Below are 25,941 nucleotides of genomic sequence, written 5' to 3'. Positions count from 1 at the left end.
TATGCCTGCGGCGGCGTATCGTGCGCCGCAGGCTCATGGTTTATGGAAGAATACGTGTGTATTTGGTGCCTTCTAAGGTGGCCCCAACGTGCAGACCAGCCTGACCAAAGATTACAGCGATCACGGGATCAAGTGCAGTTACGGTATCCGCACTGAGGTTGCCGCCCTGGTCACTGATTGCGTATTCAACATCCCCACCAGCAGACCAACCATCTGAGTGACGGAATTCAGATAATGCCTCTGGTGTCATAAAGAACAACACATGTGAATATTGCTGCGCACCGATTTGTAGCCCAAAACTGGCTGCCGCTGCGGAATAGTAATCAACCACCGCATCATTGATCATCAGGGCCCCACGACCATATGATCCACCAATGCCAAACCCGGCCTCAGTGACCAAGGGCATAACCAACATGCCTGATGCTTTTTCACGCAGTTCGCGCGTGCCTGGATAATCGGCATACATTTGGCTCAGTGTGCCAAATACGCGTGAATCAATTGCTGCAGCGCCGTCGCTTCCGATGCCGTTGCCACACGCCGTCAAAGCGCCTGTCGCGCCGACACTTATTAGAAAACCTCTACGGGAAAGTCCGCTCATTTGTTTTGCCTTTTTGCCTGACTGGAATGGTCTCTTTGGACCTCTTTGCCGCAGTCTACGTTATTTAATCAAAGGTGTCATCCTATGATGCGTTTCTCGGCGGGGGCTTGCCAAACGCAAAACGCCCCGCGATTAGCGGGGCGTTTGTTCATTTGTTTATAAAAAGATCAGTTTTTGAACTTTTTGATTTCACCACTTTTGAGGCGTGCCATGTAGGCGTTCATTTCCGCACGCACCAGTGGCGCGAGGAAGTACAGGCCAAGGATGTTAGGCACAGCAATCAAGAAGACCAGCGCATCAGAGATATCCAAGATCGGACCAAGCTGCACAACACAACCCAATGCAACAAAAGCACAGAAGATCAGTTTGTAGATGGTCTGACCGCGTTCGCCTTCGCCAAAGAGGTAAGTCCAGCCCTTCAGCCCGTAGTATGACCATGAAATCATAGTTGAGAAGGCAAAGAGCAACGCCGCAAACGCGAGCGGCAATGGGAACCAGCTAAGTTGACGTTCAAATGCTGCGGACGTCATGGCAACACCTTGGGCACCATTGGCAAAGTTCGGATCAGCAACTTGAGATGTGCCAATGACCAATGCGGTGATTGTACAAATCAGAATTGTATCAATGAATGGCTCAAGCAGAGATACATAGCCTTCGGTCACAGGTTCAGCTGTTTTCACTGCAGAGTGAGCGATGGAAGCAGAACCAATACCGGCCTCATTCGAGAATACAGCACGTTGGAAACCGATGATCAATGCACCCAAAGCACCACCAGCAACACCTTCGCCTGTGAACGCACCGGTAAAGATATTCGCAATTGCCTGTGGAATAGAGGTGAGGTTCATCAAAATCACAATGATCGCGAAGAAGCAGTAAAAGATCGCCATGAATGGAACGACTTTTTCTGTTACGCGTGCGATGGACTTAATACCACCGATGATCACAGCAAAAACCAAAGCAGCCAAGATCAAACCAACAAGCCAGCCATAGCCGTCCAATGCACCGCCAGCAACCGTGTTCAACTGAACATAAGCTTGGTTTGATTGGAACATGTTGCCGATGCCAAGTGCGCCGATAAAGATACCGACAGCGTAGAATGTCCCCATGAACTTACCAAAGCCAGCCATGCCGCGTTCTTCGAAACCTTTGCGCAGGTAATACATTGGACCACCAGAAACAGACCCATCAGGGTTTTCTGTCCGGTATTTAACACCCAGCGTACATTCAACGAACTTTGTGGACATCCCAAGGAAGCCAGCAACAATCAGCCAGAAGGTTGCGCCAGCGCCGCCAACAGTCACCGCAACGGCAACGCCACCGATGTTACCAATGCCCACTGTGCCAGAAACCGCAGTTGCAAGCGCTTGGAAATGAGAAACTTCGCCAGAGCTGTTCGGATCTGCGTAATCACCGCGTACCAATTGGATTGCGTGCTTAAAGCCACGAATGTTGACGAAGCCAAGGTAAACAGTAAAGAACACCGCACCCACGACCAGCCAAAGAACAACCAACGGCAATTGGGCACCCGCGAAGGGCACTTTGAAGAACACGACTGTTCCGATGAATGACGCGATTGGCGCCGTGATGTCGTTGATTGTGTCGTCAATTCCTGCTTGTGCCGGAAGTGCAACGAACAAGAGCGCCAAGAGCGCATAGAAAATCCGAGTCATCTCGAACTCCTTTTAATAAATGCAAAAGATGGGCTTATGGAACGACCATGACCGGGACCGGTGAGGTCTGGATCAGATTGCCCGCTACGCTACCAAAGATTAAGGATTTCAGTCCGCTTTCGCCGCGGCGACCAATAACGATCTGCGCTGCACCGACTTCTTCCGCTATTTTGATCAAAGTTTCAGACGGAGGGCCATGGCGGACAAGAGATTCAACATCAATACCGCCTTCGGTTAGGTAGGTAAGCGCTGGCTCAACGACGCTTGTCGTTGCGCGTGAGATTTCTGTTTCACGACGAGAATGGCGTTCAGCGTTTTCTTCGGGCGTGTTGAAAGAATAGGGGGACCATTCGATGACATAGGCCACCACAACTTTAGCACCACCCAGTTCGGCGCGTTTGCGCACGTGGGTCAATGCGCGATCGCTGCCCCGGCTGCCGTCAATTGCAAGTAATACTGTGTTAGACATTTTCGCTCCCATTATCATGCGGTCGGTTCTTAGTGGGACCGCTTGGATGAGGGGCCAATCGGCCCCTAAGGGGGAGTTTGCCTTAAAAATGGCACATTTGGATAGCGCCAGAACAGGGTAAATACCCCTATTCTGGCTATAAATGATGTATTTTGTTACGTTTTGTAAAGGTTTAACCGTTTAACGCGCGCGCAACCTCAGGTGCAAAATATGTCAAAACGCCATCACAACCCGCGCGCCGGAAGGCCATTAAGCTTTCGAGCATAACTTTTTCTCCATCAATCCAACCATTTTGCGCGGCGGCTTTGATCATCGCGTATTCACCTGAAACTTGGTAAGCATACGTCGGCACGCCAAAGCTGTCTTTGACGCGGCGACAGATATCCAGATATGGCATGCCGGGCTTGACCATCACCATATCAGCGCCTTCCATCAGGTCACGTTCAACGAGGCGTAGCGCTTCATTGCTATTGGCAGGATCCATTTGGTAGGTTTTTTTATCGCCCTTCAAAGCGCCAGACGCCCCAACCGCATCGCGGAAAGGTCCATAAAACGCCGAGGCATATTTTGCAGTGTAAGACAGGATCGCAACATTGGAATGGCCTTCTGCCTCAAGCGCAGTACGCATTGCTCCGATGCGGCCATCCATCATGTCAGACGGGCCCAGAATATCTGCCCCGACTTCAGCTTGTGCCAATGCCATTTTGACCAATGCGTCGACCGTTTCATCATTTACGATCTCCCCATTCCTGACGATGCCATCGTGGCCATTGGCATTATAGGGATCAAGCGCGATATCGGTCATGATTGCAACTTCGGGCACGGCTGATTTGATGGCAGAAATAGCACGGTTTGATAAATTATCGGGATTCCACGCTTCTTCGCAAGTTTCAGTTTTTAGGCTGGCATCGGTGTAAGGAAATAAACAGATCGCCGGAATACCAAGGTCCCGTGCTTCGCGCGCCGCCTCTACGATAAGATCAATGGATTTACGTTCAACACCCGGCATAGAGCCAACAGTTTGACGTTCATTTTGACCATCACAGACGAACATGGGCCAAATCAGATCTTCGCAAGAAATCCGATTTTCGCGGGTCAAAGCACGCAAAGCGTCTGATTTTCGGGTGCGGCGTAAGCGGGCTGCGGGGAAGGGGGCGACGGTCGGGCGCATCTTTTACCTCATTTTCTAGCAAAGCATGGGTCGCATGGATTGCGCACGATCTCAAGTCGTGCATAAGAAAGAAACTCATTTTCCCAATCAGGAGACACATCTCGTGGGATCCGTGTTTGAACTTATTGATTTGCGCTCTTTTTCAAACCTTTGGTTTTGGATTGCGTTGGCTGTTGTCTGGTCGACAACAAGCCATTGGGTTCTCGGGGTGCCATTTGATATGGTGCGGCGCGCCCGAGTAAATGGCGAGCAAGCCATGACAGACCTCGAAGATATGGTGCGTATCAATAGCAACCGACTTTTGTATATCAGCAGCACGTCAGGACTTTGGTTGTTGGGATTTGGGTTTTTCATCCTCAGTTCACTAGGCATCTTGGCGTTCTATTACTGGGTGGAATTTGCGCAGGCGATTTTTCTGATTGCTTTCCCCATGAGCTTTGTTGGCTTGCAAAGCTTATCAACAGCACGTCTGATCAGGGCTCAGGAGATCGAAGGCGAAGATTTGTGTCGTCAGCTTTCGCGTCATCGGTTTTGGGTTCAGGTGATTGGGATGATTTCGGTTTTTGTCACCTCCATGTGGGGCATGTACCAAAACCTGCATATTGGCGCATTGAGCGGATAAAATAGGAATATACGACTATGTCAGCGCAACACATAAACGCCGGCGGCGCGCCCGAAGGGTATGATGCCTTTGTTCTTGCAAAGGAACTGGCCAAATCTGGCGGGCCTGTTGTGCATGTTGCACGCGATGACAAAAGATTGGCGGCGATGCGCGCGGCCTTGGCTTTTTTCGCGCCTGACGTCATGGTTTTGGATTTTCCGGGTTGGGATTGTCTGCCTTATGACCGGGTGTCGCCCAATGCAGCCGTATCTGCCGCGCGTATGGCAACCTTGGCGGCACTCGCCCACGGTCTACCCAATCGTTTTATTTTGCTGACAACCTTAAACGCCGCGACTCAGAAAATTCCTGCGCGCGACGTGTTGAAAAAATCAGCCTTCAGCGCGCGTGTTGATCATCAGATCGACGAAAAGGCATTGCGTGGATTTCTCACGCATATGGGGTTCAGCCAAACGCCGACGGTGATGGAGCCGGGTGATTTTGCCGTGCGTGGCGGGATCATTGATATTTTCCCACCCGGTGAAACGGGCCCGGTGCGGTTGGATTTGTTCGGCGATGTGTTGGACGGTATTCGCCGATTTGACCCAGCGACGCAGCGTACCACAGAAAATCTGTCTGTCATTGATTTGGCTCCGGTATCAGAGGTGGTTCTGGATGAGGATTCAATCACGCGGTTTCGTCAAAATTACCGTGTTGAATTTGGCGCGGCTGGCACAGATGATCCGTTGTACGAAGCGGTTAGTGCGGGTCGTAAACATCAGGGCGTGGAACATTGGCTGCCGTTTTTTCACGAGACCACAGAAACCCTGTTTGATTACCTGACAGGGGCAAGCATATTCGTCGATGATCAGGTTACGCCAAGCCGCCTCGCGCGTTGGGACAGCATAAAAGATCAGTACGAAACCCGCAAAATCGCGATGGGTCATAAAACCCGGATGGATACAGTGTATAAACCTGTACCACCCGCGCTTTTGTATTTGGATGATGAGGCTTGGGTCAAAAGTCTGGCCGATCATCGCGTCATATCGCTTGCGCCGTTAAAGCAAGGCGTCGGCCCCGGTGTGATAGATGCAGGCGGCAAAATCGGGCGCAACTTTTCGCCTGAGCGCCAATTGGAAAACGTTAGTCTTTTTGGTGCGTTGAAAGATCACGTTCAAGCAAAGCGTGCCGATGGTCAGGTGGTGATCTCAAGCTATTCAGAAGGTGCGCGTGAACGTTTACAGGGCCTGATGGAAGACGAAGGCCTGACCAATGTAACTTTGATCAATGACTACCGTGATGTCGCCGATTCAAAAGGTGACGTTTATCTAACGGTATGGGCGCTAGAACATGGGTTTGAGGCAAACGGTCTAACCGTTATTTCAGAACAGGATGTTTTAGGGGATCGGCTCATTCGGGCACCGAAGCGGCGCAAGCGCGCTGAGAATTTCCTGACCGAGCACCAAAGCCTGTCGCCGGGTGATTTAATTGTTCATGTGGATCACGGGGTTGGTAAATACAACGGGCTTGAAACCATCACTGCGATGGGTGCGCCGCATGAATGCATTGCGCTAGAATACGCGGGTGGAGATCGCCTGTATCTTCCGGTTGAAAACATTGAACTGCTGTCAAAATTCGGTCATGAGGCCGGGCTTTTGGATAAGCTTGGCGGTGGGGCATGGCAGGCCAAAAAGGCCAAGCTGAAAGAACGTATACGTCAGGTCGCTGATAAACTGATCCGCATTGCCGCCGAACGTGCGCTGCGCAAAGGTCAGATCATGGAACCGTCTCACGGGATTTGGGAAAGCTTCTGCGCCCGTTTTCCGTATCAGGAAACTGATGATCAGTTGAACGCAATCGAAGATGTACTAGGCGATATGGCCTCTGGGCAGCCAATGGATCGGCTCGTATGTGGTGACGTTGGTTTCGGTAAAACCGAAGTGGCAATGCGCGCGGCTTTCGTTGCGGCGCTTTCGGGCGTGCAGGTGGCCATCGTGGCCCCAACCACATTACTAGCGCGGCAACACTACAAAAGCTTTGCAGAGCGGTTTCGCGGCTTTCCGGTTAATGTGCGGCAACTCTCACGTTTTGTGAGCACCAAAGACGCCAACCAAACCCGCGATGAACTGGCCCGTGGCACTGTTGATATCGTGATAGGTACCCACGCCGTATTGGCGAAAAGCATTCGCTTCAAAGATCTCGGAATGTTGGTGATTGATGAGGAACAGCATTTCGGTGTTAGCCATAAGGAACGCCTGAAATCTCTGCGCTCTGATGTGCATGTTTTAACCTTAACAGCGACGCCTATCCCACGGACTTTGCAGATGTCTTTGTCTGGTGTTCGGGATTTGTCGATCATCGGCACGCCACCCGTTGATCGTTTGGCAATCCGTACCTACGTGAGCGAATTTGACACTGTAACCATCCGCGAAGCACTGCTGCGTGAACACTACCGTGGTGGGCAAAGTTTCTATGTGGTTCCTCGGGTTAAAGACTTGAAAGGAATTGAAGAGTTCCTCGCTGAACACGTGCCCGAAATCAGCTTTATCACCGCTCACGGTCAACTTGCGGCTGGGGAGCTTGATGATCGGATGAACGCGTTTTACGATGGTAAATACGATGTGCTATTGGCCACCACAATCGTCGAAAGCGGCCTAGATATTCCAACCGCTAATACGATGATTGTGCACCGGGCGGATATGTTTGGCCTTGCGCAGCTCTATCAAATTCGTGGGCGCGTTGGTCGTTCAAAAACCCGCGCTTATGCCTATCTGACCACGAAGCCGCGCACACCACTGACGACCACTGCGCAAAAACGCCTGCGCGTTTTGGGGAGCCTCGACAGCCTTGGTGCCGGGTTTACGCTTGCGTCTCAGGACCTTGATATTCGGGGTGCGGGGAACCTACTTGGCGAAGAACAATCCGGCCAAATGCGTGAAGTGGGCTATGAGCTTTATCAATCTATGTTGGAAGAGGCGATCGCCAAAATCAAATCTGGCGAAGCCTCTGGCCTGACGGATGACAATGACCAATGGGCGCCGCAAATTAACCTTGGGGTCCCGGTTTTGATCCCAGAAACCTTTGTGCCTGATCTTGATGTTCGCCTTGGGCTCTATCGTCGTTTGTCTGGTCTGACGACCAAGGTTGAACTCGAAGGGTTCGCTGCGGAATTGATCGATAGATTTGGTAAGTTACCGAAAGAGGTCAATACCTTGCTGCTTGTTGTTCGTATCAAGGCGATGTGCAAAAGGGCAGGGATTGCCAAACTGGATGGTGGCCCCAAAGGCGGAACAATCCAATTCCACAACGATAAGTTTGCATCTCCCGCTGGGTTGGTTGAGTTTATTCAAGAGGAAGGCGCAAACGCCAAGATCAAAGGCAATAAGATCACGATCTTGCGGGACTGGCCTAAAGACAACGACAAAATCAAAGGGGCCTTTGCCATTGCGAAAGCTCTGGCCGAGAAGGTCGCAGCAGAAAAAAAGCGGGCAAAATGAATGCCTGAAGAAATCCCTTCAGATAAACCTGCTTTTTCTGCAGTGCGGAAAATTAGGGAAAACTTTCTACGGGGCGCTCCATCTTGCGAGTTTGCAAATTTGCAGCGCAACTTGTTGGGCATGACAGAATGAGAGTGGAACTCTAATTTTAAGGGACGATTAACCGACTCGGAGGGGAAAATGTCTTCAGACCCAAAAGACACTCACGAGGTGGACGCTACCTGGGATAATAAAAAAATAAGAGTAAAAGGTTTTGGTTCCATCTTGGTTATATGCGCGACTGTCGTTGCATTGGCCGCACTCTATGTTCTGACCAAGGGATAAAAAAAGGGCCTCTAACATTAGAAGAGGCCCTTTTCTTATTGAATTTACTTATACTTCGCCTTTGTACTCACCGCGTGCGGGGTAGCTTTTATCAATTGCAAAATCAATAGCCCCCAAGAGTTCGCGAAAATGTGGGCGTACAAACGGCATTGTCTGAACGGACATATAGTAAAGCGTTTGATCTGGGTTCACGACAAAAAGGCCGGGTTCGGAAAACAACGCTGGCTCTTCGATGCCAATCGACGTTTTGCCACGTGATGCAGAAATATAGAGCCCCCATTCCCGCGCATTGCTGAGGGATAGATCATACCCAAAGCGAAGGTTAACAGCGCCAATATTCTCAGCCATTTTTTCTGTGCGCTCGTGGCCGTCAGAACTAATCGCGATGGTTTTGACGCCGCGCTCTGCGAAATCGGGTGTAAGCCGCTCTAGCTCTTTGAGATACGTCGCACAGAGCGGGCAATGAAGACCGCGATAAAAACATACAACGGTTCCGCGTTCTGATCCATCGGTCGCCAAATCAAAGCGCCCGCCCCCTAATTGAGGTAGGGACAGATCAGGCGTCTTTTCGCGTGGCATTAGCATTTGTCTTCTCCTTGTAAATACAACGTATTGTTTGGATCAGTTGGTCAAAATCTGCACCTCACATTTACGTTATGCCGTATCATTCACCCGCTCTAACCGAGCGACGCGCATCATGATCAACCGCCCAAGGCCAGCGCAAAATAACACCCCAACAATCAGCGGAACGGGTGTACCGTTAAAGGCCAATCCAATAGGTACCGCGATCATCACGCCAAGCACTGTTGAAACCGCTCCGATAGTTGATGCGGCAATGCCTGCGATGTGACCCATAGGTTCCATTGCCAGTGTGTTCAGGTTTCCCAACGTCATACCTGTCGAAAAGAAGATGCCCGTCGTCCAAAGAAAATAGACATAAAATGCAACATCTTGCGACATGAGGTTCATAACGTTCAGACCTAAAGCCAGAAGGCTAAAGGCGATCAAGCCTGTCAAAGAGGCACTGATTAAAAACCGCATTCCCAGCCGCTCAACCAGCGCTGCATTGAGGAACCCTGCAGAAGATGACAGGATTGCCGTCGCACCGAACCAAAGTGGGAACCGTACGCCTTCATCAAAGGTGATGTCATAGATCTGCTGCGTTGATGAAATTGTAGCCATCAGCAAAGCAAAACAAAGGGTTTGTACGGCGACAGTCGTGACAAACATTTGATTTTGCGAAATTTCGCGCAGGGCGGATTTGATGTTTTTGACCGAAAATGGAATGCGCGCATCCACGGGCAATGTTTCGTCTTGTCTGATGAACAGCCAGAAACCTGTGATCGCTGCAAACAATACAAATGCGAGGAAAATGGCGCGCCATTCAAATAGATGAATGATAACAGCGCCCAGAGATGGCGCAATCGCAGGGACCAGTGAAAAAACAACCATAACAAAGGACATGAGCTTGGCCATTTGGCGACCGGCATAAAGGTCGCGAATGATCGCCATCGCGACAACGCGCGGTCCGGATACGCCGAGGCCTTGTAATGCGCGGGCCATTAATAGTCCTTCGATGCTTTGGGCATACCATGCCCAAATAGCGCCAATTGCGTATAAAAATGAACCTGTTAGCAAAACAGGTTTGCGTCCAAAGCTGTCTGACAATGGACCAGTAAAAAACGTACCTAGCCCCATTCCGAAGACAAAAGCGGTGATGACCAATTGTGCCCGGTTTAAATCCTCGGGGGACAGTTGCATTCCGATTTCAGGTAAAGCAGGTAACATTGCATCGATCGAAAATGCGATCGTTGCAAAAAGCATCGCCATCAATGCGATGAATTCATAAAAGGGTAACTTGCGGGGCATTTTTTGTTCTCTTTACAATGTATTGAGAGGCAAAGGTGATGCCCCTAATGTCTATTCGTCTGTATCTTCGTCTTGTTGGCTTTGGGCGATTTCAGCAATCACATTTGCCCACATATCGGGTTTTTGCGCGCCCGAAATCGCGTATTGGTTGTTCACAATAAACGTCGGCACGGACCGCACACCACGTTCTCGGGCGTGGGCGTCACGATCATGCATTAATTGCTTATCTTCGTCGGTCGCCAAGAGGCGCGCAACGAGGCCGGCTTCCATGCCGATGCCTTCTGCCAACCTGTTCAACACCTCAGCGTCACCAATGTCCAGCCCTTCTGTGAAATAGGCCTTGAACATCGCGCTGACCATTGGGGTTTGTTTTCCTTCAAGCCCAGCCCAATGAATGACGCGGTGGGCGTTTAGCGTGTTCGGGGTGGTCTCAATGCCTTCGAAATTGATGCTCAGTCCAGCTTCTTTGGCATTTTCAACGACGGGCATATAGGCTTGAATTGCGCCTTTTTGGCCCCCGAATTTAGTTTCCAGATATTGACGGCGGTCCATGCCACCTTCGGGCATGTTGTGATTCAGTTGAAAAGGGTGCCATTCGATCAAGAAATCATGCTCAGGATGCGCCTCAAGAGCCCGATCGAGATAAGTCTTGCCGATGTAACACCACGGGCAAATTGGGTCGGACAGAATATCTAGCTTGACCATGAGGGCTCTCGTTTTTCGTTGAATGAATCGGTGATTGATCGCCTCAGCGATCAGCGGAGTGTTTCATATTGAGGCTTGAGCGCAAGTTCAAAAAAACTGAAATGGAGCAGGGGTGAATGATAACTTTTCGTTACCTGTTAAATTCAAACCTTCAAAAAAGCCGATAAAATTCACTCAAATATAATAGATATTCAATTTTATTTGATATCAAACTTTTTTGAATATCAAATTTATTAGATTTAATATCACCACCCATCTAACTGAAACCATTGGATTTAAAAAAATTGTTGCGCATTATGCGGCATAGGGAATGAGCGTATGGATTCTCTATTCACGCGCGGTTAGTTGAGAAAGGCTTGTAGAATGTTGCTGCTAAAATTTTTGTATCAAAAGCTCTTCGGAAGAAATCAAAGCTCTGAGCAAAAGCCAGATCTGATTTCAGATAGCGATGATCAAAGCAACGAAGCAGATGGTGCAAGTTTTGCAGAGCAGTTGTTCAGATTTTTGGAGCCGCGCTTTAACATCATTTTGATGGCGGTCCTTGGTCTTTGGTTTGGTACAGTTTTGATTTTTGCTGGGCTTGTTCTGGTGCTGGTCCTGTTTGACGCGCCATTTCTGAAGAACGAAACCATTTTCAATCAGCTTAGAGGTGTTGAAACCACGTCAGGCGCCATCAACTGATCTGGGCGTTTTCATAATTGCTTCGCATTGTTTTGCGGAGCAGTTTTCCATTTGCGCCTTTGTGTAATTCCGAAACGCGTACAAACAACCGGGGCGTTTTGTAGCGTGCCAAATGAGTGATCACAAAATCATTCAAAAGATGCTGCGCTATCTCGTGCTCGGCGACATAAAATACAGTAATAACAGTGGTATCAGCTTTGATGCTCACTTCGGCAGCGGCGCATTCTTGGATTTCTGGGTGCTGATTGATGACAGCTTCCACTTCGAGCGGAGACACCCGAAATCCCCCCGCGTTCATCATGTCATCGGAACGACCTAAATAGGTAATCGCACCATCTGCAGCCATGCAAACGGTGTCGCCAGTTAAAAACCATTCGCCAGAAAATTTAGCATTGGTTTCGTCTTCGGCCTCCCAATACCCCAACATCAGCCCGGGATCGCGCTTTGAATTGGCAAGTATACCCGGCACACCGAATGGCACTGGATGATGATCATCCCCCAACACCGCGATGCGCCGTCCGTTTTGCGCATACCCTGAGCTGCCCTCTGGCGCAGGCCGGGATGGCGATCCTGATAGAAATGTAGAACATTCGGACATGCCAAAGGCTTCGTAAATGGATGTGCCACTAAGCTCTTCCCAAGCCAGCCGTGTGCGTTCAGGTAGTTTTTCTCCAGCGGACAGACCATGGCGCAAGGCTGGGGCATCCAAGGGCTGGATCTGCTTTAATATCTGGCGGCAAACCCCCGGTGCAGCTGCAAAAATAGTAGCCGAATGATCTCTGATCAATCGGGGGAGATCTGTCGGTTGTGTGCCCGGCGCTGGGATGAGCGCCGTTGCCCCCATTGTCCATGGGTCCATCAAACCTGTGCCGAGTGTATAGGTCCAGTTAAACGCCCCAGCATGTAACAAACGATCGGAGGGTCGCAGCCCATACCATCCGTCCCACATCATACGTCGGGCCCAAATTGCACGGTGGGCATGACAGACGGCGCGTGGGGTTCCAGACGTACCAGAGGTATAAATAATATAGGCCAGACGTTCAGGATCGCCCATGACGTAATGCGCTGGCGGCAAGGACTGCATTTCCAAAACCTGTTTTTCTGACAGAACTGGGCAAGCAGTTTCAGGGCAGGCCACGCCATCAGACTTTATGATCAGGCTTGGCGACAGCTCTGCTATCATTTTAGCAACCTCAGGCGCCGTGAGCTGCGCTGCCGTTGGAACTGGGATGAGATCAACCGCGATGCACGCGAGATAGGTTAGTGGAAATCCGACAGAGTTTTCCAAACGCATCAAAACCCGATCACCGGCGGTTAAACCCTCTGCCAATAACCCAGAGGCAATGCCGCGCACCGCTTGTTCAAGCGCTAAATAGCTCCAGCTATCGACCCGATCAGAGTGCAATATTTCTAATGCAGGGTGATCGGGCGTGTGTGTGCTTCCATGGCTCAACACATAGGCGGCCATGTTGAACGGATTGGGGCAGGGCGTCGGCGCACCATTGTCGAAAATCGATTGCATAGACAAAGTGCTACGTCGCACACACAAGAGTTGCAAGCCTGTGTGGCTTAGGCTTATACGGAGTTTATGGAAAAGCACGAACAACCCAGCATTATTCGTATCGCCCGCGAAAGCGGCGGTGAGGCCCATGTTGAACCATTGCATCTGGGCGAACGCGTGCGCGAACTGCGCAAAGCACGCAATTGGACGCTAGAACAAGCGGCCGGTCAGGCCGGGCTTGCGCGTTCAACGCTATCTAAAATCGAAAACAGCCAAATGTCGCCCACATATGAGGCATTGAAAAAGCTGGCAGACGGTTTGGAAATTTCAGTGCCGCAATTGTTTACACCGCCATCAAAAGCCCAAATCAACGGGCGCATGGCCATCACGCGCGTTAGCGAAGGCCAAGAGCATGCGACCGCCACATATGAACATGAGTTGCTGGCGACAACGCTTTCTAAAAAGCAAATGCTGCCCTACCGCGCCCAAGTGCGTGCGCGTTCTATTGAGGAATTCGACGGTTGGGTCCGCCATGACGGCGAAGAGTTTCTTTATGTGCTGACTGGGGAAATCCTGCTGTATACGGAATTTTACGAACCCGTCGCGATGAAACGTGGCGACACAGCCTACTATGATGCCTCAATGGGTCATAACGTTGTTTCAACGAGTCCCGAAGACGCGCTTATTCTGTGGGTCACGTCACTAGCTTAATCACGGTCATAGTATTCAGATTAAAAAAGGCCCTCAAAATTGAGGGCCTTTTTCATTTAGAACACTTCGGATACGCGCCTTGCGCCACCGGATATGTCACGCCCCAACCCTTCGACTGTAGCGCAGGCGGACAGGGTCATTAACCCTGCAACCGCCAATATAAACATCTTCTTCATCATTCCTCCCACCACCAGACATCTGGTTGAAATCCGCTCCAATCCCCATACATGGGCAGGACATCGGGATAATGCAATTCGCGTGCATGGGCTAGGCGTGAAACAGGGTTATGCCAGATCGGGAGAACATAACGCCCCGCCGTTAATATCCGATCCAATGCGCGCGTTGCATCCAGAAAATCAACTTGGCTTTCGGCATTTAGCATCGCGTCTATCATTGCCTCAGCTGCAGGGCTGTTCATGCCCATCCAATTGCGCGTGCCAGGTTCGGTGATACCTTCAGACCCCCAGTAAAGGCGCTGTTCATTGCCCGGCGACAGCGAAAGACCGCGACGGTAATAGGCCATATCAAAATCATAGGTGTTCGCGCGTTCACGGTACTGCGCGCTATCGACGCTAGAAACTGTTGGCGTAATGCCTAACCGCCCCAGTGCCGAGGTGTAGATATCAATGATGGATTGGTTTTCACCGGACCCGGATTGCAACAGAATTTCAAAGGCGAAAGGCGTTCCATTTCCATCTGCCATAATACCGTTTTGCACTGTCCAACCTGCCTGCTCAAACAGCCCAATCGCCGCGCGGATATTGCGACGATTGCGGGTAGTCCCATCTGACTGAGGCAGCGAATACCCCTCAATCGTGCCGGGCAGTAAATCATCGGCAAAGGGTTCCAGCAGGTCTAAAACACCGCCTTGTGCCGCATCATGTGACATCGCCAAAACAGAATTTGAAAAATACGACGTGATGCGGGGTTCGGTTCCACCATTTAGGGTTTCGTTGATGAATTCAAAGTTGAATGCTAAAATCAACGCTTCACGCACCCGCCAGTCGGCAAAAATCGGGTTACGTGTGTTCATAACAAACCCGGTGATACCAGAAGGGCGCTGATGCGGGATCAGGCTTTGTACAATATCGCCGTTTTGAATGGCAGGGAAATCATATTGATTGTCCCATTTGGCGGCGTTGAATTCACGATAGCTGCTGGTTTCGCCGGCCTTAAACGCCTCAAACGCAACATCGCCATCACCAAAGAAATCATAGCGAATTTCATCTAGGTTGTGGCGACCACGGTTAAATGGCAGATCATTGCCCCAATAGTCGGGGTTACGGGTAAACGTAATCTGACGGCCGGGATCCATATCGGAAATCACATAGGGACCAGTGCCAATCGGGAACATATCCAACCCGTCGCTGTCGGCAAAATCCATGCCTTCCCATTGGGCGCGCTGTAGCACGGGGCGTAATCCCATGATTAAAGCAAGTTCAAGATCAGGGGTGTTAAAGGTAATGCGCAGGCTGCGTTCGCCAACCTGTTCAATCTGATCAACTTTGCCCCATGAATTCCGGTACCGCGAATGTCCTTCAGTGCCCAAAGTTTCAAATGACCAGATCACATCATCAACTGTTACCGGGCTACCATCGGAAAATGCAGCCTCTTCGCGCAGCGTAAACTCCACCCATTCACGGCTTGGTCCAGTCTCTATCGATTCGGCCAATAGCCCGTACAGCGCAAAAGGTTCATCCCAATTGCGTCCCATCAGGCTTTCGACAACATGCACCCGAATACCCCAGGGCGCGTCCCCTTTGAGGATGTAAGGGTTCAATGAATCAAACCCGCCGCCCTCGCCAAAAATAATTTGCCCACCTTGGGGCGCATCTGGGTTGGCATAAGGGAGAGACACAAAATCCGGTGGAAGCACGGGATCCCCATACATAGCTATGCCATGTTGGGCTTCTGCGTGGGCGATTCCCGCGCTCGCAAAAATGCAAATTACCGCACCGATTCTTCGAAAATGCCGGAAAAAATCTGATTTCATTTTGGCAACAATTCCTCTGTTCCCTTATTTCGTTGGGATTCAAGCTAACCAGAGTTTTGTGACAGTTCAAACTTTTAACTTGGAAGTTGGCGGTGAATTGCGTATAAAAGACTTACTGCTCGATAGGTTTCTTGCCTGTATGAAACCTGCCTCAATAACTTAACGCCAGCTTCGTGCTGGCGTTTTTTTTGTCTTCAATTTGGGCTGGCATGTGGACAAAGTTTAGCATTCCTTTTGCAACTGCAGCATGACATGATCCGCCAAAATGAACGGAGAACATCATGACGCTATCAGGCAAAACTGCAGTTATCACCGGATCAAACTCAGGCATCGGTCTGGGTGTTGCGATTGAATTGGCCAAAGCTGGCGCAGATGTTGTCCTGAATTCGTTTACCAACCGCGACGAAGATCATGCATTGGCCGCTGAGATTTCAAAAAACCATGGTGTGAACGCGCGCTACATTCAGGCGGATATGTCCAAAGGTTCTGACTGTCGCAAATTGATCAGTGACTCAGGACGCTGCGATATTCTGGTGAATAATGCGGGCATCCAACACGTCGCGCCAATTGATGAATTCCCTGAGGACAAATGGGACGCCATTATCGCAATCAATCTGAGCTCTGCGTTTCACACCACAGCTGCGGCTTTGCCGATGATGCGCGCGGCAGGTTGGGGCAGGGTTGTGAATATTGCCTCTGCCCATGGTCTCACGGCGTCGCCCTTTAAATCCGCTTATATCGCGGCAAAACACGGCGTGGTTGGTTTGACCAAAACCACAGCGCTTGAAACCGCCCAAGAACCGATCACCGCAAACGCCATTTGCCCGGGGTATGTTTTAACCCCATTGGTTGAAGCGCAAATTCCCGACACCATGCGCGAATACAACATGAGCCGCGAAGAGGTGGTGAAAAACGTGATGCTAACGCGCCAACCCTCCAAAGATTTTGCCACAGTGGAACAGGTCGGCGGCACATCTGTTTTCCTTTGCTCAGATGCTGCGACTCAGATCACCGGAACCACCATCAGCGTGGATGGCGGATGGACAGCCCTGTGACCAAACCCCTGGCTCAAGACGTCGTTTGGCTCAGCGATCTTCACTTTGTTGCTGAGGGTTTAATTCAAGGACATGATCCAAGGCTACGTTTGCGAGCAGCAATAGACTATATCAATGAATTTCACAGCCAGAGCATGTTTTGCGTTATTTCCGGTGATTTGGTTGATCTGGCGACAGAACAGAATTACCGCGCGCTGAAATCTGAGCTCGATCGACTTTTGATCCCGTATTTCCCGCTCTCAGGAAACCATGACGACAAAACACTTCTGCGGCAGGTCTTTGATCTGCCTGGTGTTGGGATGAATGAATTTATTCAATACGCGGTGCCGACCGAAGCAGGCGTTTTTATGTGTTTGGATTCACAAAGACCCGGTTCAGATGCAGGCGAGTTTTGCACCAAGCGTATGCAGTGGCTTGATCATATGTTGGCCGAATACAAAGACAGCCCAGCCTATCTTTTCCTGCACCATCCTCCGATGGCCTTAAGGTTGCCGATGTTAGATCCTGACAATATGGAAAATGGCGATGCCTTTTTGGATCTGCTATCAAAACATCAAAATGTAAAACATCTGTTTCTGGGTCACGTTCATCGGCCCATATGTGGAACAGTGCGCGGTATCCCATTTGCTGTGATGCGCTCAACCTTGTATCAGGCCCCGCCGCCGGTTCCCGCATGGGATTGGGACAGTTTTGCGCCTGCCGCAGAAGCACCTAACCTGGGCATCCTTACATTTTCGAATGGTGATGTGACGCTACAGTACCGGGAATTCTGCAAATATGAATTTGGCCTAGAGCGCAGCAAAAGTTAACAAATGGTATGTGTGTATAAATCGTATGCACAAAAGCCATACGTCGCAGCGATACTATTTATTTTTGTTAATTACTTCCCGATCAACGCATCAACAGGCTGCGTCGGATCTTTGCTGTTCGGATAAACAAGCCCAGCAGAAATCACCAGCTTGGCGGCGTCTTCGACGCTCATGTCCAGCTCGATTACATCAGCTTTTGGCACGAACAACAAAAAACCTGATGTTGGATTAGGGGTTGTTGGCAAAAATACCGACATGACTTGTTCGCCCGTCATAATCTTTGCATCGATCTCGCCTTTTGCTGGAGTCGAAATAAAGGCAATCGCCCAAATTCCTTTGCGTGGGTATTCAACCAAACAGGCTTTTTCAAAACTATTGTCCGCTTGCGAAAAAACAGTTTCTGCTATTTGTTTCAACCCGTTGTAGACCGACCTTACCACAGGCATTCGGTCAACCAGACCTTCGCCAATGTTCAGTAAAGATCGGCCCATGATGCCTTTTGCCATCCAGCCAACAATGATGGTGAACAGCAGAAAAATAATAACGCCGACGCCGCGTAAGTTAATGCCGATATATTGTTCTGGCATCATATTTTGTGGCACGAGCGGTAAAACCCAGCTGTCGATCCAGCCAACAACAGTCCAGATCAACCAAGCCGTCAGAAAAATCGGTGCAATAACAACGAGGCCAGTTAGAAAACTCGCTCGGAAACCGGCAAACATGCTGGCTTTGCGCCGCTCTACCTGATCGTCGTTTTTCTGTGTCATTACGCTTTCCTGAACTTCACCCGCGTTAACCTAAGTGCGACAAAACAGAACAACAAGCCCTGTTGATCATTTCCCCATCGCGACGGCAATTTTAGCCGCGAGTTTGGCATTGTTAAGAACCAGGGAAATATTGGACTCCAATGACTTACCGTTGGTGAGCTCAAAAATACGGCCGAGTAAAAACGGCGTTACTGATTTCGCGCCAATCCCCTGATTGTCAGCCTCTGAAATGGCTTGAGCAATAATCGGGGCCAGCTCATCGGCAGATATTTCTGCGTCATGGGGGATCGGATTGGCAATCAACTGTCCGCCGGGCAACCCCATGTCGCGACGTATCAATTGGGCGCGGGCAATTTCATCAGCGGTGTCCATTCGCAATGGCGCTGCCATACCAGATGAACGCGACCAGAAGGCGGGAAATTCGTCTTGACCAAAGGCGATAACCGGAACGCCAAGGGTTTCCAACACTTCAAGCGTTTTAGGAAGGTCTAAAATCGCCTTGGCACCTGCTGCAACAACCGTGACAGGGGTTTCAGCAAGTTCACGCAAATCTGCCGAAATATCAAAGGTTTCTTCGGCACCTTTATGAACGCCACCGATACCACCCGTTGCAAAAACACCGATACCCGCCAAATGGGCACCGATCATCGTCGCAGCGACAGTGGTTGCACCGGTTTTACCTGACGCAATACAGGCTGCCATGTCAGCGCGTGACAGCTTCAAAATGCCCTCAGCCTGACCAAATCCTTCGAGTTCATCATCCGACAGGCCGATATGCAAAACGCCATTGATCACCGCGATCGTCGCGGGGGTCGCGCCATTTTCGCGAACGGTTGCCTCAACCCGACGAGCGGTTTCCACGTTTTGGGGGTAGGGCATTCCATGAGAAATAATTGTGCTTTCAAGCGCCACAATAGGGGTGCCGTTCGCACGCGCGTCAGCAACTTCGGGTGAAAAATTCATCGGGATCGTCATAGGGGTGTTTCTCCGGAAACGTAATTTGCAGCGGCAGTTAGCGCAGTTTTTAGAGCGGTTTCGCCTGTTTCACCGCGATGTTCAGCAGCGATATGGGCGGCCATGAAAGTATCGCCAGCACCAGTGACGCGAGTGACCATGACCTCGGGCGGTTTGCGGGTGATTAAGGTGTCGTTTTGGGCCATCGCAGCATCTTTTCCGCCATCGGTGACCAACACCCTATATGCCCCACGCGCGACGAGACCCCGCGCGCCATCGGCAGCGGTTATAAAGTCTTCTTTGCAAAGATAACCCGCCTCTTCGAGATTAACGTAAAGCGTGGCACGTGGATGTGATAAAAGCGGGAGCAATCGTTCGGCCTTGCCGGGGGATGCAGGCGCAACGCGTAAATCTGCTTTGGAAAACAAAGGGCTTTGGGAGATTTCGCGCAAAAGCTCAATCGTTAGGTTCCCGTCCAAGGCAACCAGACCATCGTAGGGGGATGTCACACTGCCCAAACTGCCATCTTCGAGCGGACGCAGGATTTTATCGCCTGCCGCCTCAAGCGAATGGGCATCAGCAATGGCGGCGATCAATCCGTTTGCACCTTCGATGGCCATATAAATGTCGGTTGGTAAATCCTCGGAACGATAGGTAAATCTTAGGTCCATACCCATACGTCGGGCTTGTTCCATCAACTCATCGCCTTGTTCATCACGGCCAATTGCAGTGAGCAATGTCGGTGTTAAGTGAAACCGGGTTAACGTCATAGCGATGTTCATCGCGACGCCGCCAGGAATGCGCGTAATGCGTCCGGGCACGTCTGAGCCAACCCGCATGTGGCTCGCTGTGCGGCCAATCACGTCCCAAAGGACGGAACCAATACAAAGGATATCTGATGTTTGTGTCATATCAGACCTTTGACCCGCTGGTCAGAAAATTTCAACCCGAAAGCCACGTCAGGTACGGATCGGATAGCGATCTGCTTCCTCAAAAACATCAATAACAACACTGCCAGCCTTGATATTGGCGGAATGCACAACACCTTCGGGAATACTGTAACTGTCACCGGGGCGATAAATGCGTGTTTCATCACCGATCGTAAACTCGATTTCCCCATTGATAACGCTGCCCCACTGGGCCTTGTGAGAATGCGGCGGCAGATGCATATCTTTGTGAAAGGTGAAAAAGACAACCAAGCCTTGGTCAGAGCGAACAACATTGGTTGACACGACATCATCAGGAAAGGGTATCTCTATGGAAGAGAAGTCTTGAATGAATTTAGGAAGTTGCATGACAGTATTCTTTCGACAATGGTGGTGAGAAACTTAAGTTGGATCAGGTTCCTAAATTGATAACGGGCAGGGGGCTTGCATCCCTTAGAAACCTGCTGTAATAGCCACCTCACTTCACAGGCGAAGCTTGGTTGATTGGGGGAGACATCCTTAATTGACCGCCGGTTGGGCATCTGCCCTCAAGGCTTCGCTTAGGCGCAAACCGGAAAAGGAATATGGACATGGCGCTCCCTGAATTCAACATTCGCCAGCTTTTGGAAGCTGGTGTACACTTTGGTCACCAAACACAACGCTGGAACCCACGTATGGCACCGTTTATCTACGGTGATCGCAATGGTATCCACATTTTCGATCTGACACAAACTGTTCCGATGCTTGACGCAGCGTTGAACGTTGTGCGCGAAACTGTTGCTAAAGGCGGCCGCGTTCTTTTCGTTGGCACCAAACGTCAGGCTGCTGGCCCGATTGCGGAAGCTGCTGAGAAAAGCGCGCAGTACTACATGAACCACCGCTGGTTGGGTGGCACATTGACCAACTGGAAAACCGTTTCCAACTCAATCAATCGCCTGAAAGCGATCGACGAGAAAATGGAAAACGGCGCAGAAGGTCTGACCAAAAAAGAGCGTCTCGGCATGGAGCGTGAGCAAGAGAAATTGCAAGCATCCCTCGGCGGTATCGCTGACATGGGCGGTGTGCCTGATCTTCTGTTCGTTATCGACGTTAAAAAAGAAGCATTGGCAATCGCAGAAGCTAAAAAATTGGGTATCCCAGTTGTAGCTGTTGTTGACACCAACTGTTCTCCTGATGGCATCGATTACATCATCCCAGGCAACGACGACGCGTCACGTGCGATTTCTTTGTACACTGATTTGGCTGCGCGCGCTGCTCTTGACGGCATGACTGCACAAATGGGCGCTGCTGGTATCGACCTTGGCGAAATGGAAGCAGCTCTTGAAGAAGAAGTTGCTGCCGAAGCTGAAGCTGCAAACGCTTAAGCTTTACAGAATTGTCATCGGGGCAGGGACGCTCTGCCTCGATTTTCTATTTCTATTAGATACTCTAAGGAGGCCGACATGGCGATCACCGCAAAATTGGTGAAAGAACTGCGCGACACAACTGGCGCAGGCATGATGGACGCAAAAAAAGCGCTGACTGAAACTGACGGCGACATGGAAGCAGCAATCGATTGGCTGCGCACCAAAGGTCTTGCTAAAGCTGCTAAAAAATCTGGCCGTATCGCGGCTGAAGGTTTGGTTGCTGTTGCAGTTGAAGGCGGCAAAGGCGTTGCTGTTGAAGTGAACTCAGAAACCGACTTCGTTGGTAAAAATGCTGATTTCCAAGCAATGGTTCGTGACATCGCAGGCGCTGCGGTTAAAGTTTCTGATGTAGAAGCTTTGGCAAATGCTGATCTTGGTGGCAAAACTGTTGCTGAAACCCTGACAGATAAAATCGCTACAATCGGCGAAAACATGTCTTTGCGTCGCATGGCGACTGCTGAAGGTGATGCGGTTGTGTCTTACGTACACAATGCAGCAACCGACGGCATGGGCAAAATCGGTGTATTGGTTGCGCTGAAAGGCGCTGACAACGGCATCGGCAAACAAATCGCAATGCACATCGCAGCTGCAAATCCACAGTCCTTGGGCGAAGCTGATCTGGACCCAGCACTTGTTGAGCGTGAGAAAAATGTTCTGACCGAACAAGCGCGTGAATCTGGTAAACCAGAAGCCGTGATCGAAAAAATGATTGTTGGCCGCATGAAAAAATACTTCTCAGAAGTAACCTTGCTTGGTCAGTCTTTCGTGATGAACCCAGATCTAACTGTCGAAGCCGCTGCTAAAGAAGCTGGCGTCGAAGTTCTGTCTTTCGTTCGCATGGAAGTCGGTGAAGGCATCGAGAAAAAAGAAGAAGATTTCGCAGCTGAAGTTGCAAAAGCCGCTCAGGGCTAAATCATTCTTTTTGAAGAGCATTCAAAGCGCGCCTAAACTTAGGCGCGCTTTTTTATTGAGATCTAACGTTCAAATAAAAAAGGCGCACTCCGAAGAATGCGCCTTCTGGTAAATAAGGATCCCTACATTGGGGATGAAGATGGACCCTACAATTCCAGATGCCGATCCAATGAGCCGCAATTGCTCATTGACCGGCGCCGATGTCCTTAGAAATCACTAATATTAGCGCGATTCACAAAACACCGAAGTCCCTAGACTAAAGTCACCACTCACGGAACTTACCAACTATGCCAGATTGCCCCTAGGTCAGGCTAGTCAGGAATTCCTTACTTTTCGCTAGTTTAGGGTAAAATTAGAAATAACTTAGAAATCATATGTGTAGATTTGGTTTTGCATCGATGCCTTTAGCACCGCGTGGGCTGTTGTTTCAGCACCTAAAGTGAACCTAGCGAGTCGCAGATGTTTTTCAATCGTAGCAGTCGTAAGGCCCAATATACACGCAACATCCTGAGTGGTTTTACCTTGGCCAACCCACGCTAGAACTTCTCTCTGACGTGGGGTCAACTTTCGTTGATCTCCGAAATACGGAAAGTTGATAATTTTTAGATGAAACACTTGGGATAAGATATTGATCTCATTTCCATATTGCTCCCAAATCTTATCAACTTCAGCCTGCGGAACACTGGCATTTGCGGTAAGGGCGAGCCCACCTTTCTTTGAATTATGCTCATCGGCAAAGCTAAGTGAATACCCAGACACAACCCCGTGGGTGATGTTAAGTTCGATCACGCGTTGCATCTCTGGACTAATTTCACCAGCTGCCATTAATTGAGAAATCCAGCTCCAGCTTTTTGAACCGGTTTCAGATAACGCCCATTGAACCATGGGAGCGTTTTCAAAATTACGTTCTCCAATAAAGGCATCCAAATACTCGGAATGGTGATTGCTTAGGATAATCATATCCCGGATGTCACCCAGAGACCGCTCTGTGCGAAATGTTGTATATCCATAGAAAATGCGCTCAAAGCCGTAGTTAGCCATCTTTTCTAAGAAAAAGGGCCAAATTTCTTCGACACTATGGGCACTTACCAGGTGGTTTAAATCGTCTACAATCATACCTCACCAAGAAAATGAAGCATCGCATCCAAAGCGAGCAAATAGCCATTTGGTCCGAAACCGCAAATCTGCCCAACAGAAACTGGGGCAATAAAAGAGTGGTGGCGGAATTTTTCACGTGCGTGAATATTAGAAAGATGTAGCTCAATGACGGGAACTTCAGCAGATGAAATCGCGTCCATAATCGCAACAGAGGTATGCGTATAAGCGCCAGCATTCAAAATGATACCGTCGATCGTATCACGAGCAGCGTGAATGTGATCAATCAATACACCTTCATGGTTGCTTTGCTCAAATGTAAGCTCAACGTTGAGCTCTAAAGCTTTGTCATGACACATTTTTTCAATTTGAGACAGTGTCGTAGAACCGTAGACTTCGGGTTGGCGCTTACCGAGAAGATTTAGATTGGGGCCGTTTAAAATTAGCAGTGAAGTCATTTCGAATTCCTTGAGTGGTATTTCATGCTAACAAATAAAAGGGTTAGCTGAAAAGACTTTTAGATAATTACATACATTACATAATATCAATTATAGTTATTACTGTTCAAATTGAATCTACCCTTTAAAACTAAACTTCTATTTTGAAACAGGATTGTCAAAGCCTGAAAAACTGGGCTGCCAGATTTGTAACACCTGATGCGTTATAACTCAGGACATAGCGTTTCAAACTTGTCCTGACCAAATGAATAACCTGTACCGAGCGTTAGGTGTGTTTTACTTTGCGCATAACATATTGCGCTAATCTCTTGCCAAGTCCTAGATGCGCTCAAATGGATCCAATCTGCCAAATATCGGCCAGCGCGCTGCGAGAACATTTCAGGCCAAAGGTACCCTGCCCGATTTGCCGCAATTTTATAGCGTCTTCAAAAACAGATAGCGTTGGTTGTTAATACAGTCGCTCTGTATTGCCTGAATGATTACGAAACCTGAATTTTTTTGACACCTACAGATTATGTTGACAATAATAGTCAGGTATGATGTGTGAGGCCTGCCGCATCCGTCTGATGCCGCAACTCTAAACAGGAGAGACCCATGAATGTCAGTAAACTGACGCGGGGTCTTTGCTCCGCTGCCGCAGCAACGACGATGATAATCGCGTCCGCCACGATCGCCACCGCAGAGACAATTACCGTTACCGACGTTGCCGGGCGCACCGTCGAAGTAGAACATAATCCGCAGCGCGTCGTGCTTGGCGAAGGGCGCATGATTTATTCTGTAGCGCTGCTTGATAGCGAAAATCCATTTGAACGTGTTGTTGGATGGAAAGACGACATGATCAACTATGATCCAGATGCTTATCGCCAGTATTTGGACGTCTTCCCAGAAATTTCTGAAATTCCCAGCTTTGGTAGCCCATATGCAGATGAATGGAATTTGGAAGCAGTGATTTCATTAGGCACAGAAGTTGTGTTCATGAATCTGGGAAATCTCCTCAAAGCCCAAGAAAGCGGCATTATCGAGAAATTGGACGAAGCTGGAGTCGCAACTGTATTTGTTGATTTCCGCCAAGATCCAACAGCCAACACTGTTCCAAGTATTCAATTGTTGGGCCGGATTTTTGACAGACGCGATGAGGCCGACGCCTTTAGTGATTACTATCAAGAACAAATGAAATTGATCTATTCTAGTGTGAATAGTATCCCAGCGGATGAACGTCCGATCGTGTTTATCGAAAATGCGGCTGGATATAATCCTAACAGTTGCTGCACAACTTATGGTGCTGCAAACTTGGGACGGCTTGTTGATCTTGCCGGCGGTCGCAACTGGGGTTCAATGCATTTCCCCGGTTTCAAAACGGACGTCAGCCTCGAGGCATTGTTTGCCGACGATCCTGATGTGATCATTGGTACTGGAGCAAACTGGTCAGAGGCCAATCCGGCAACCACCGCAGTTTTATTTGGCTACGAAGCAGATCAAACAGCCGTTCAAGAACGTCTTACGGCACTTGCTGCACGAGAAGGTTGGCCAGAGCTATCAGCGGTTCAAAATGGTCGTTTCCATTCCGTGTATCACCAGTTCTACAACAGCCCTTATCATTTTGTCGCAATGCAGGCGTTCGCAAAATGGCTACATCCGGAGCTGTTCGCTGATCTCGATCCAGAAGCAACGATGATTGAACTTCACGATCGTTTCTTGCCGATCGATTACTCAGGCGTTTTCTGGGGATCTCTGCAATCTGGCAGCTGATTTGATCTTCGGCCCTACCCGAT

At 49.7% G+C, this 25,941-nt stretch carries 25 protein-coding genes; 9 read left to right on the top strand and 16 right to left on the bottom strand.

Going from position 1 to position 25,941, the window contains the following annotated elements:
* Window positions 1-40: 40 nt before the first annotated feature.
* The 4 genes from G9C99_RS01010 to hemB form a co-directional block, all read right to left on the bottom strand.
* Window positions 41-598, bottom strand: coding sequence for a lipid-binding SYLF domain-containing protein (locus G9C99_RS01010; RefSeq protein WP_166415595.1), 558 nt, complete (start codon window positions 596-598; stop codon window positions 41-43).
* A 167-nt stretch (window positions 599-765) separates the two neighbouring features.
* The gene (locus G9C99_RS01005) at window positions 766-2,268 is read right to left on the bottom strand and encodes an alanine/glycine:cation symporter family protein (protein ID WP_166415594.1); all 1,503 of its coding nucleotides are present in this window, start codon (window positions 2,266-2,268) and stop codon (window positions 766-768) included.
* A 34-nt stretch (window positions 2,269-2,302) separates the two neighbouring features.
* Window positions 2,303-2,737 carry a universal stress protein gene (locus tag G9C99_RS01000; RefSeq protein ID WP_166415593.1) on the bottom strand — a complete coding sequence of 145 codons (435 nt, stop codon included), beginning with the start codon at window positions 2,735-2,737 and terminating at the stop codon, window positions 2,303-2,305.
* A 172-nt stretch (window positions 2,738-2,909) separates the two neighbouring features.
* Complete coding sequence (gene hemB / locus G9C99_RS00995; RefSeq protein ID WP_166415592.1) at window positions 2,910-3,908, bottom strand: porphobilinogen synthase; 999 nt, start codon at window positions 3,906-3,908, stop codon at window positions 2,910-2,912.
* 34 nt (window positions 3,909-3,942) lie between these two features.
* Between hemB and G9C99_RS00990 the strand changes: the two genes are divergently transcribed.
* Complete coding sequence (locus G9C99_RS00990; RefSeq protein WP_231703937.1) at window positions 3,943-4,530, top strand: component of SufBCD complex; 588 nt, start codon at window positions 3,943-3,945, stop codon at window positions 4,528-4,530.
* 17 nt (window positions 4,531-4,547) lie between these two features.
* The gene (gene mfd, locus G9C99_RS00985; RefSeq protein ID WP_166415591.1) at window positions 4,548-8,003 is read left to right on the top strand and encodes a transcription-repair coupling factor; all 3,456 of its coding nucleotides are present in this window, start codon (window positions 4,548-4,550) and stop codon (window positions 8,001-8,003) included.
* Window positions 8,004-8,375: 372 nt separating this feature from the next.
* Here the strand turns inward: mfd and G9C99_RS00980 are convergent, their stop codons facing one another.
* From G9C99_RS00980 to G9C99_RS00970, 3 genes are all read right to left on the bottom strand, one after another.
* The gene (locus tag G9C99_RS00980; RefSeq protein ID WP_166415590.1) at window positions 8,376-8,912 is read right to left on the bottom strand and encodes a peroxiredoxin-like family protein; all 537 of its coding nucleotides are present in this window, start codon (window positions 8,910-8,912) and stop codon (window positions 8,376-8,378) included.
* 69 nt (window positions 8,913-8,981) lie between these two features.
* Window positions 8,982-10,196, bottom strand: coding sequence for a multidrug effflux MFS transporter (locus G9C99_RS00975; RefSeq protein WP_166415589.1), 1,215 nt, complete (start codon window positions 10,194-10,196; stop codon window positions 8,982-8,984).
* Between the two features lie 51 nt (window positions 10,197-10,247).
* Complete coding sequence (locus G9C99_RS00970) at window positions 10,248-10,901, bottom strand: DsbA family oxidoreductase (protein ID WP_166415588.1); 654 nt, start codon at window positions 10,899-10,901, stop codon at window positions 10,248-10,250.
* Window positions 10,902-11,264: 363 nt separating this feature from the next.
* Between G9C99_RS00970 and G9C99_RS00965 the strand changes: the two genes are divergently transcribed.
* Window positions 11,265-11,582 (top strand): hypothetical protein, encoded by a 318-nt coding sequence (locus tag G9C99_RS00965; protein ID WP_166415587.1) that lies wholly within the window; start codon window positions 11,265-11,267, stop codon window positions 11,580-11,582.
* Here the strand turns inward: G9C99_RS00965 and G9C99_RS00960 are convergent.
* Window positions 11,575-13,104, bottom strand: a complete 1,530-nt coding sequence (locus G9C99_RS00960) for a class I adenylate-forming enzyme family protein (RefSeq protein WP_166415586.1) — start codon at window positions 13,102-13,104, stop codon at window positions 11,575-11,577. The genes G9C99_RS00965 and G9C99_RS00960 overlap by 8 nt on opposite strands.
* Before the next feature lie 66 nt (window positions 13,105-13,170).
* On the opposite strand from G9C99_RS00960, the gene G9C99_RS00955 reads away from it, so the two are divergent.
* Window positions 13,171-13,794, top strand: a complete 624-nt coding sequence (locus G9C99_RS00955; RefSeq protein WP_166415585.1) for a helix-turn-helix domain-containing protein — start codon at window positions 13,171-13,173, stop codon at window positions 13,792-13,794.
* 56 nt (window positions 13,795-13,850) lie between these two features.
* Here the strand turns inward: G9C99_RS00955 and G9C99_RS00950 are convergent, their stop codons facing one another.
* Both G9C99_RS00950 and G9C99_RS00945 read right to left on the bottom strand, forming a co-directional pair.
* Complete coding sequence (locus G9C99_RS00950) at window positions 13,851-13,970, bottom strand: entericidin EcnA/B family protein (protein ID WP_166415584.1); 120 nt, start codon at window positions 13,968-13,970, stop codon at window positions 13,851-13,853.
* Window positions 13,970-15,787 (bottom strand): extracellular solute-binding protein, encoded by a 1,818-nt coding sequence (locus G9C99_RS00945; RefSeq protein ID WP_166415583.1) that lies wholly within the window; start codon window positions 15,785-15,787, stop codon window positions 13,970-13,972. The genes G9C99_RS00950 and G9C99_RS00945 overlap by 1 nt, the downstream gene beginning before the upstream one ends.
* A 281-nt stretch (window positions 15,788-16,068) precedes the next feature.
* On the opposite strand from G9C99_RS00945, the gene G9C99_RS00940 reads away from it, so the two are divergent.
* Together G9C99_RS00940 and G9C99_RS00935 are read left to right on the top strand one after the other, a co-directional pair.
* Complete coding sequence (locus G9C99_RS00940; protein WP_166415582.1) at window positions 16,069-16,842, top strand: 3-hydroxybutyrate dehydrogenase; 774 nt, start codon at window positions 16,069-16,071, stop codon at window positions 16,840-16,842.
* Window positions 16,839-17,651, top strand: coding sequence for a phosphodiesterase (locus G9C99_RS00935; protein WP_331459953.1), 813 nt, complete (start codon window positions 16,839-16,841; stop codon window positions 17,649-17,651). The genes G9C99_RS00940 and G9C99_RS00935 overlap by 4 nt, the downstream gene beginning before the upstream one ends.
* Window positions 17,652-17,722: 71 nt before the next feature.
* Here the strand turns inward: G9C99_RS00935 and G9C99_RS00930 are convergent, their stop codons facing one another.
* The 4 genes from G9C99_RS00930 to G9C99_RS00915 all read right to left on the bottom strand — a co-directional run bounded on the left by G9C99_RS00930 (window position 17,723) and on the right by G9C99_RS00915 (window position 20,667).
* Complete coding sequence (locus G9C99_RS00930) at window positions 17,723-18,418, bottom strand: DUF502 domain-containing protein (RefSeq protein ID WP_166415580.1); 696 nt, start codon at window positions 18,416-18,418, stop codon at window positions 17,723-17,725.
* Window positions 18,419-18,484: 66 nt separating this feature from the next.
* Window positions 18,485-19,393 (bottom strand): pseudouridine-5'-phosphate glycosidase, encoded by a 909-nt coding sequence (locus tag G9C99_RS00925; RefSeq protein WP_166415579.1) that lies wholly within the window; start codon window positions 19,391-19,393, stop codon window positions 18,485-18,487.
* Window positions 19,390-20,283 carry a PfkB family carbohydrate kinase gene (locus G9C99_RS00920; protein ID WP_166415578.1) on the bottom strand — a complete coding sequence of 298 codons (894 nt, stop codon included), beginning with the start codon at window positions 20,281-20,283 and terminating at the stop codon, window positions 19,390-19,392. Before G9C99_RS00920 ends, G9C99_RS00925 begins: the two co-directional genes overlap by 4 nt.
* Before the next feature lie 48 nt (window positions 20,284-20,331).
* Window positions 20,332-20,667: a cupin domain-containing protein gene (locus G9C99_RS00915; RefSeq protein ID WP_166415577.1), complete on the bottom strand. Its 336-nt coding sequence runs from the start codon at window positions 20,665-20,667 to the stop codon at window positions 20,332-20,334.
* A gap of 221 nt (window positions 20,668-20,888) precedes the next feature.
* Between G9C99_RS00915 and rpsB the strand changes: the two genes are divergently transcribed.
* Window positions 20,889-21,662: a 30S ribosomal protein S2 gene (rpsB, locus tag G9C99_RS00910; protein WP_166415576.1), complete on the top strand. Its 774-nt coding sequence runs from the start codon at window positions 20,889-20,891 to the stop codon at window positions 21,660-21,662.
* 78 nt (window positions 21,663-21,740) lie between these two features.
* Window positions 21,741-22,616, top strand: coding sequence for a translation elongation factor Ts (gene tsf / locus G9C99_RS00905; protein WP_166415575.1), 876 nt, complete (start codon window positions 21,741-21,743; stop codon window positions 22,614-22,616).
* Window positions 22,617-22,979: 363 nt separating this feature from the next.
* On the opposite strand, the gene G9C99_RS00900 is transcribed toward tsf, so the two are convergent.
* Entirely contained in the window at window positions 22,980-23,732 is a 753-nt protein-coding gene (locus tag G9C99_RS00900) for a LuxR family transcriptional regulator (RefSeq protein ID WP_166415574.1), read from the bottom strand.
* Window positions 23,729-24,169: a type II 3-dehydroquinate dehydratase gene (aroQ, locus tag G9C99_RS00895; protein WP_166415573.1), complete on the bottom strand. Its 441-nt coding sequence runs from the start codon at window positions 24,167-24,169 to the stop codon at window positions 23,729-23,731. The genes G9C99_RS00900 and aroQ overlap by 4 nt, the downstream gene beginning before the upstream one ends.
* A gap of 594 nt (window positions 24,170-24,763) precedes the next feature.
* On the opposite strand from aroQ, the gene G9C99_RS00890 reads away from it, so the two are divergent.
* On the top strand, window positions 24,764-25,918 hold the full coding sequence (locus G9C99_RS00890; protein ID WP_166415572.1) for an ABC transporter substrate-binding protein: 1,155 nt from the start codon (window positions 24,764-24,766) through the stop codon (window positions 25,916-25,918).
* The last annotated feature ends 23 nt before the right edge of the window (window positions 25,919-25,941 follow it).

This window comes from Cochlodiniinecator piscidefendens, from assembly GCF_011326755.1.
GTDB lineage: Bacteria > Pseudomonadota > Alphaproteobacteria > Rhodobacterales > Rhodobacteraceae > Cochlodiniinecator > Cochlodiniinecator piscidefendens.
The sequence above is the reverse complement of the archived record's forward strand: the minus strand, read 5'-3'. Positions and strand labels throughout refer to the sequence as shown.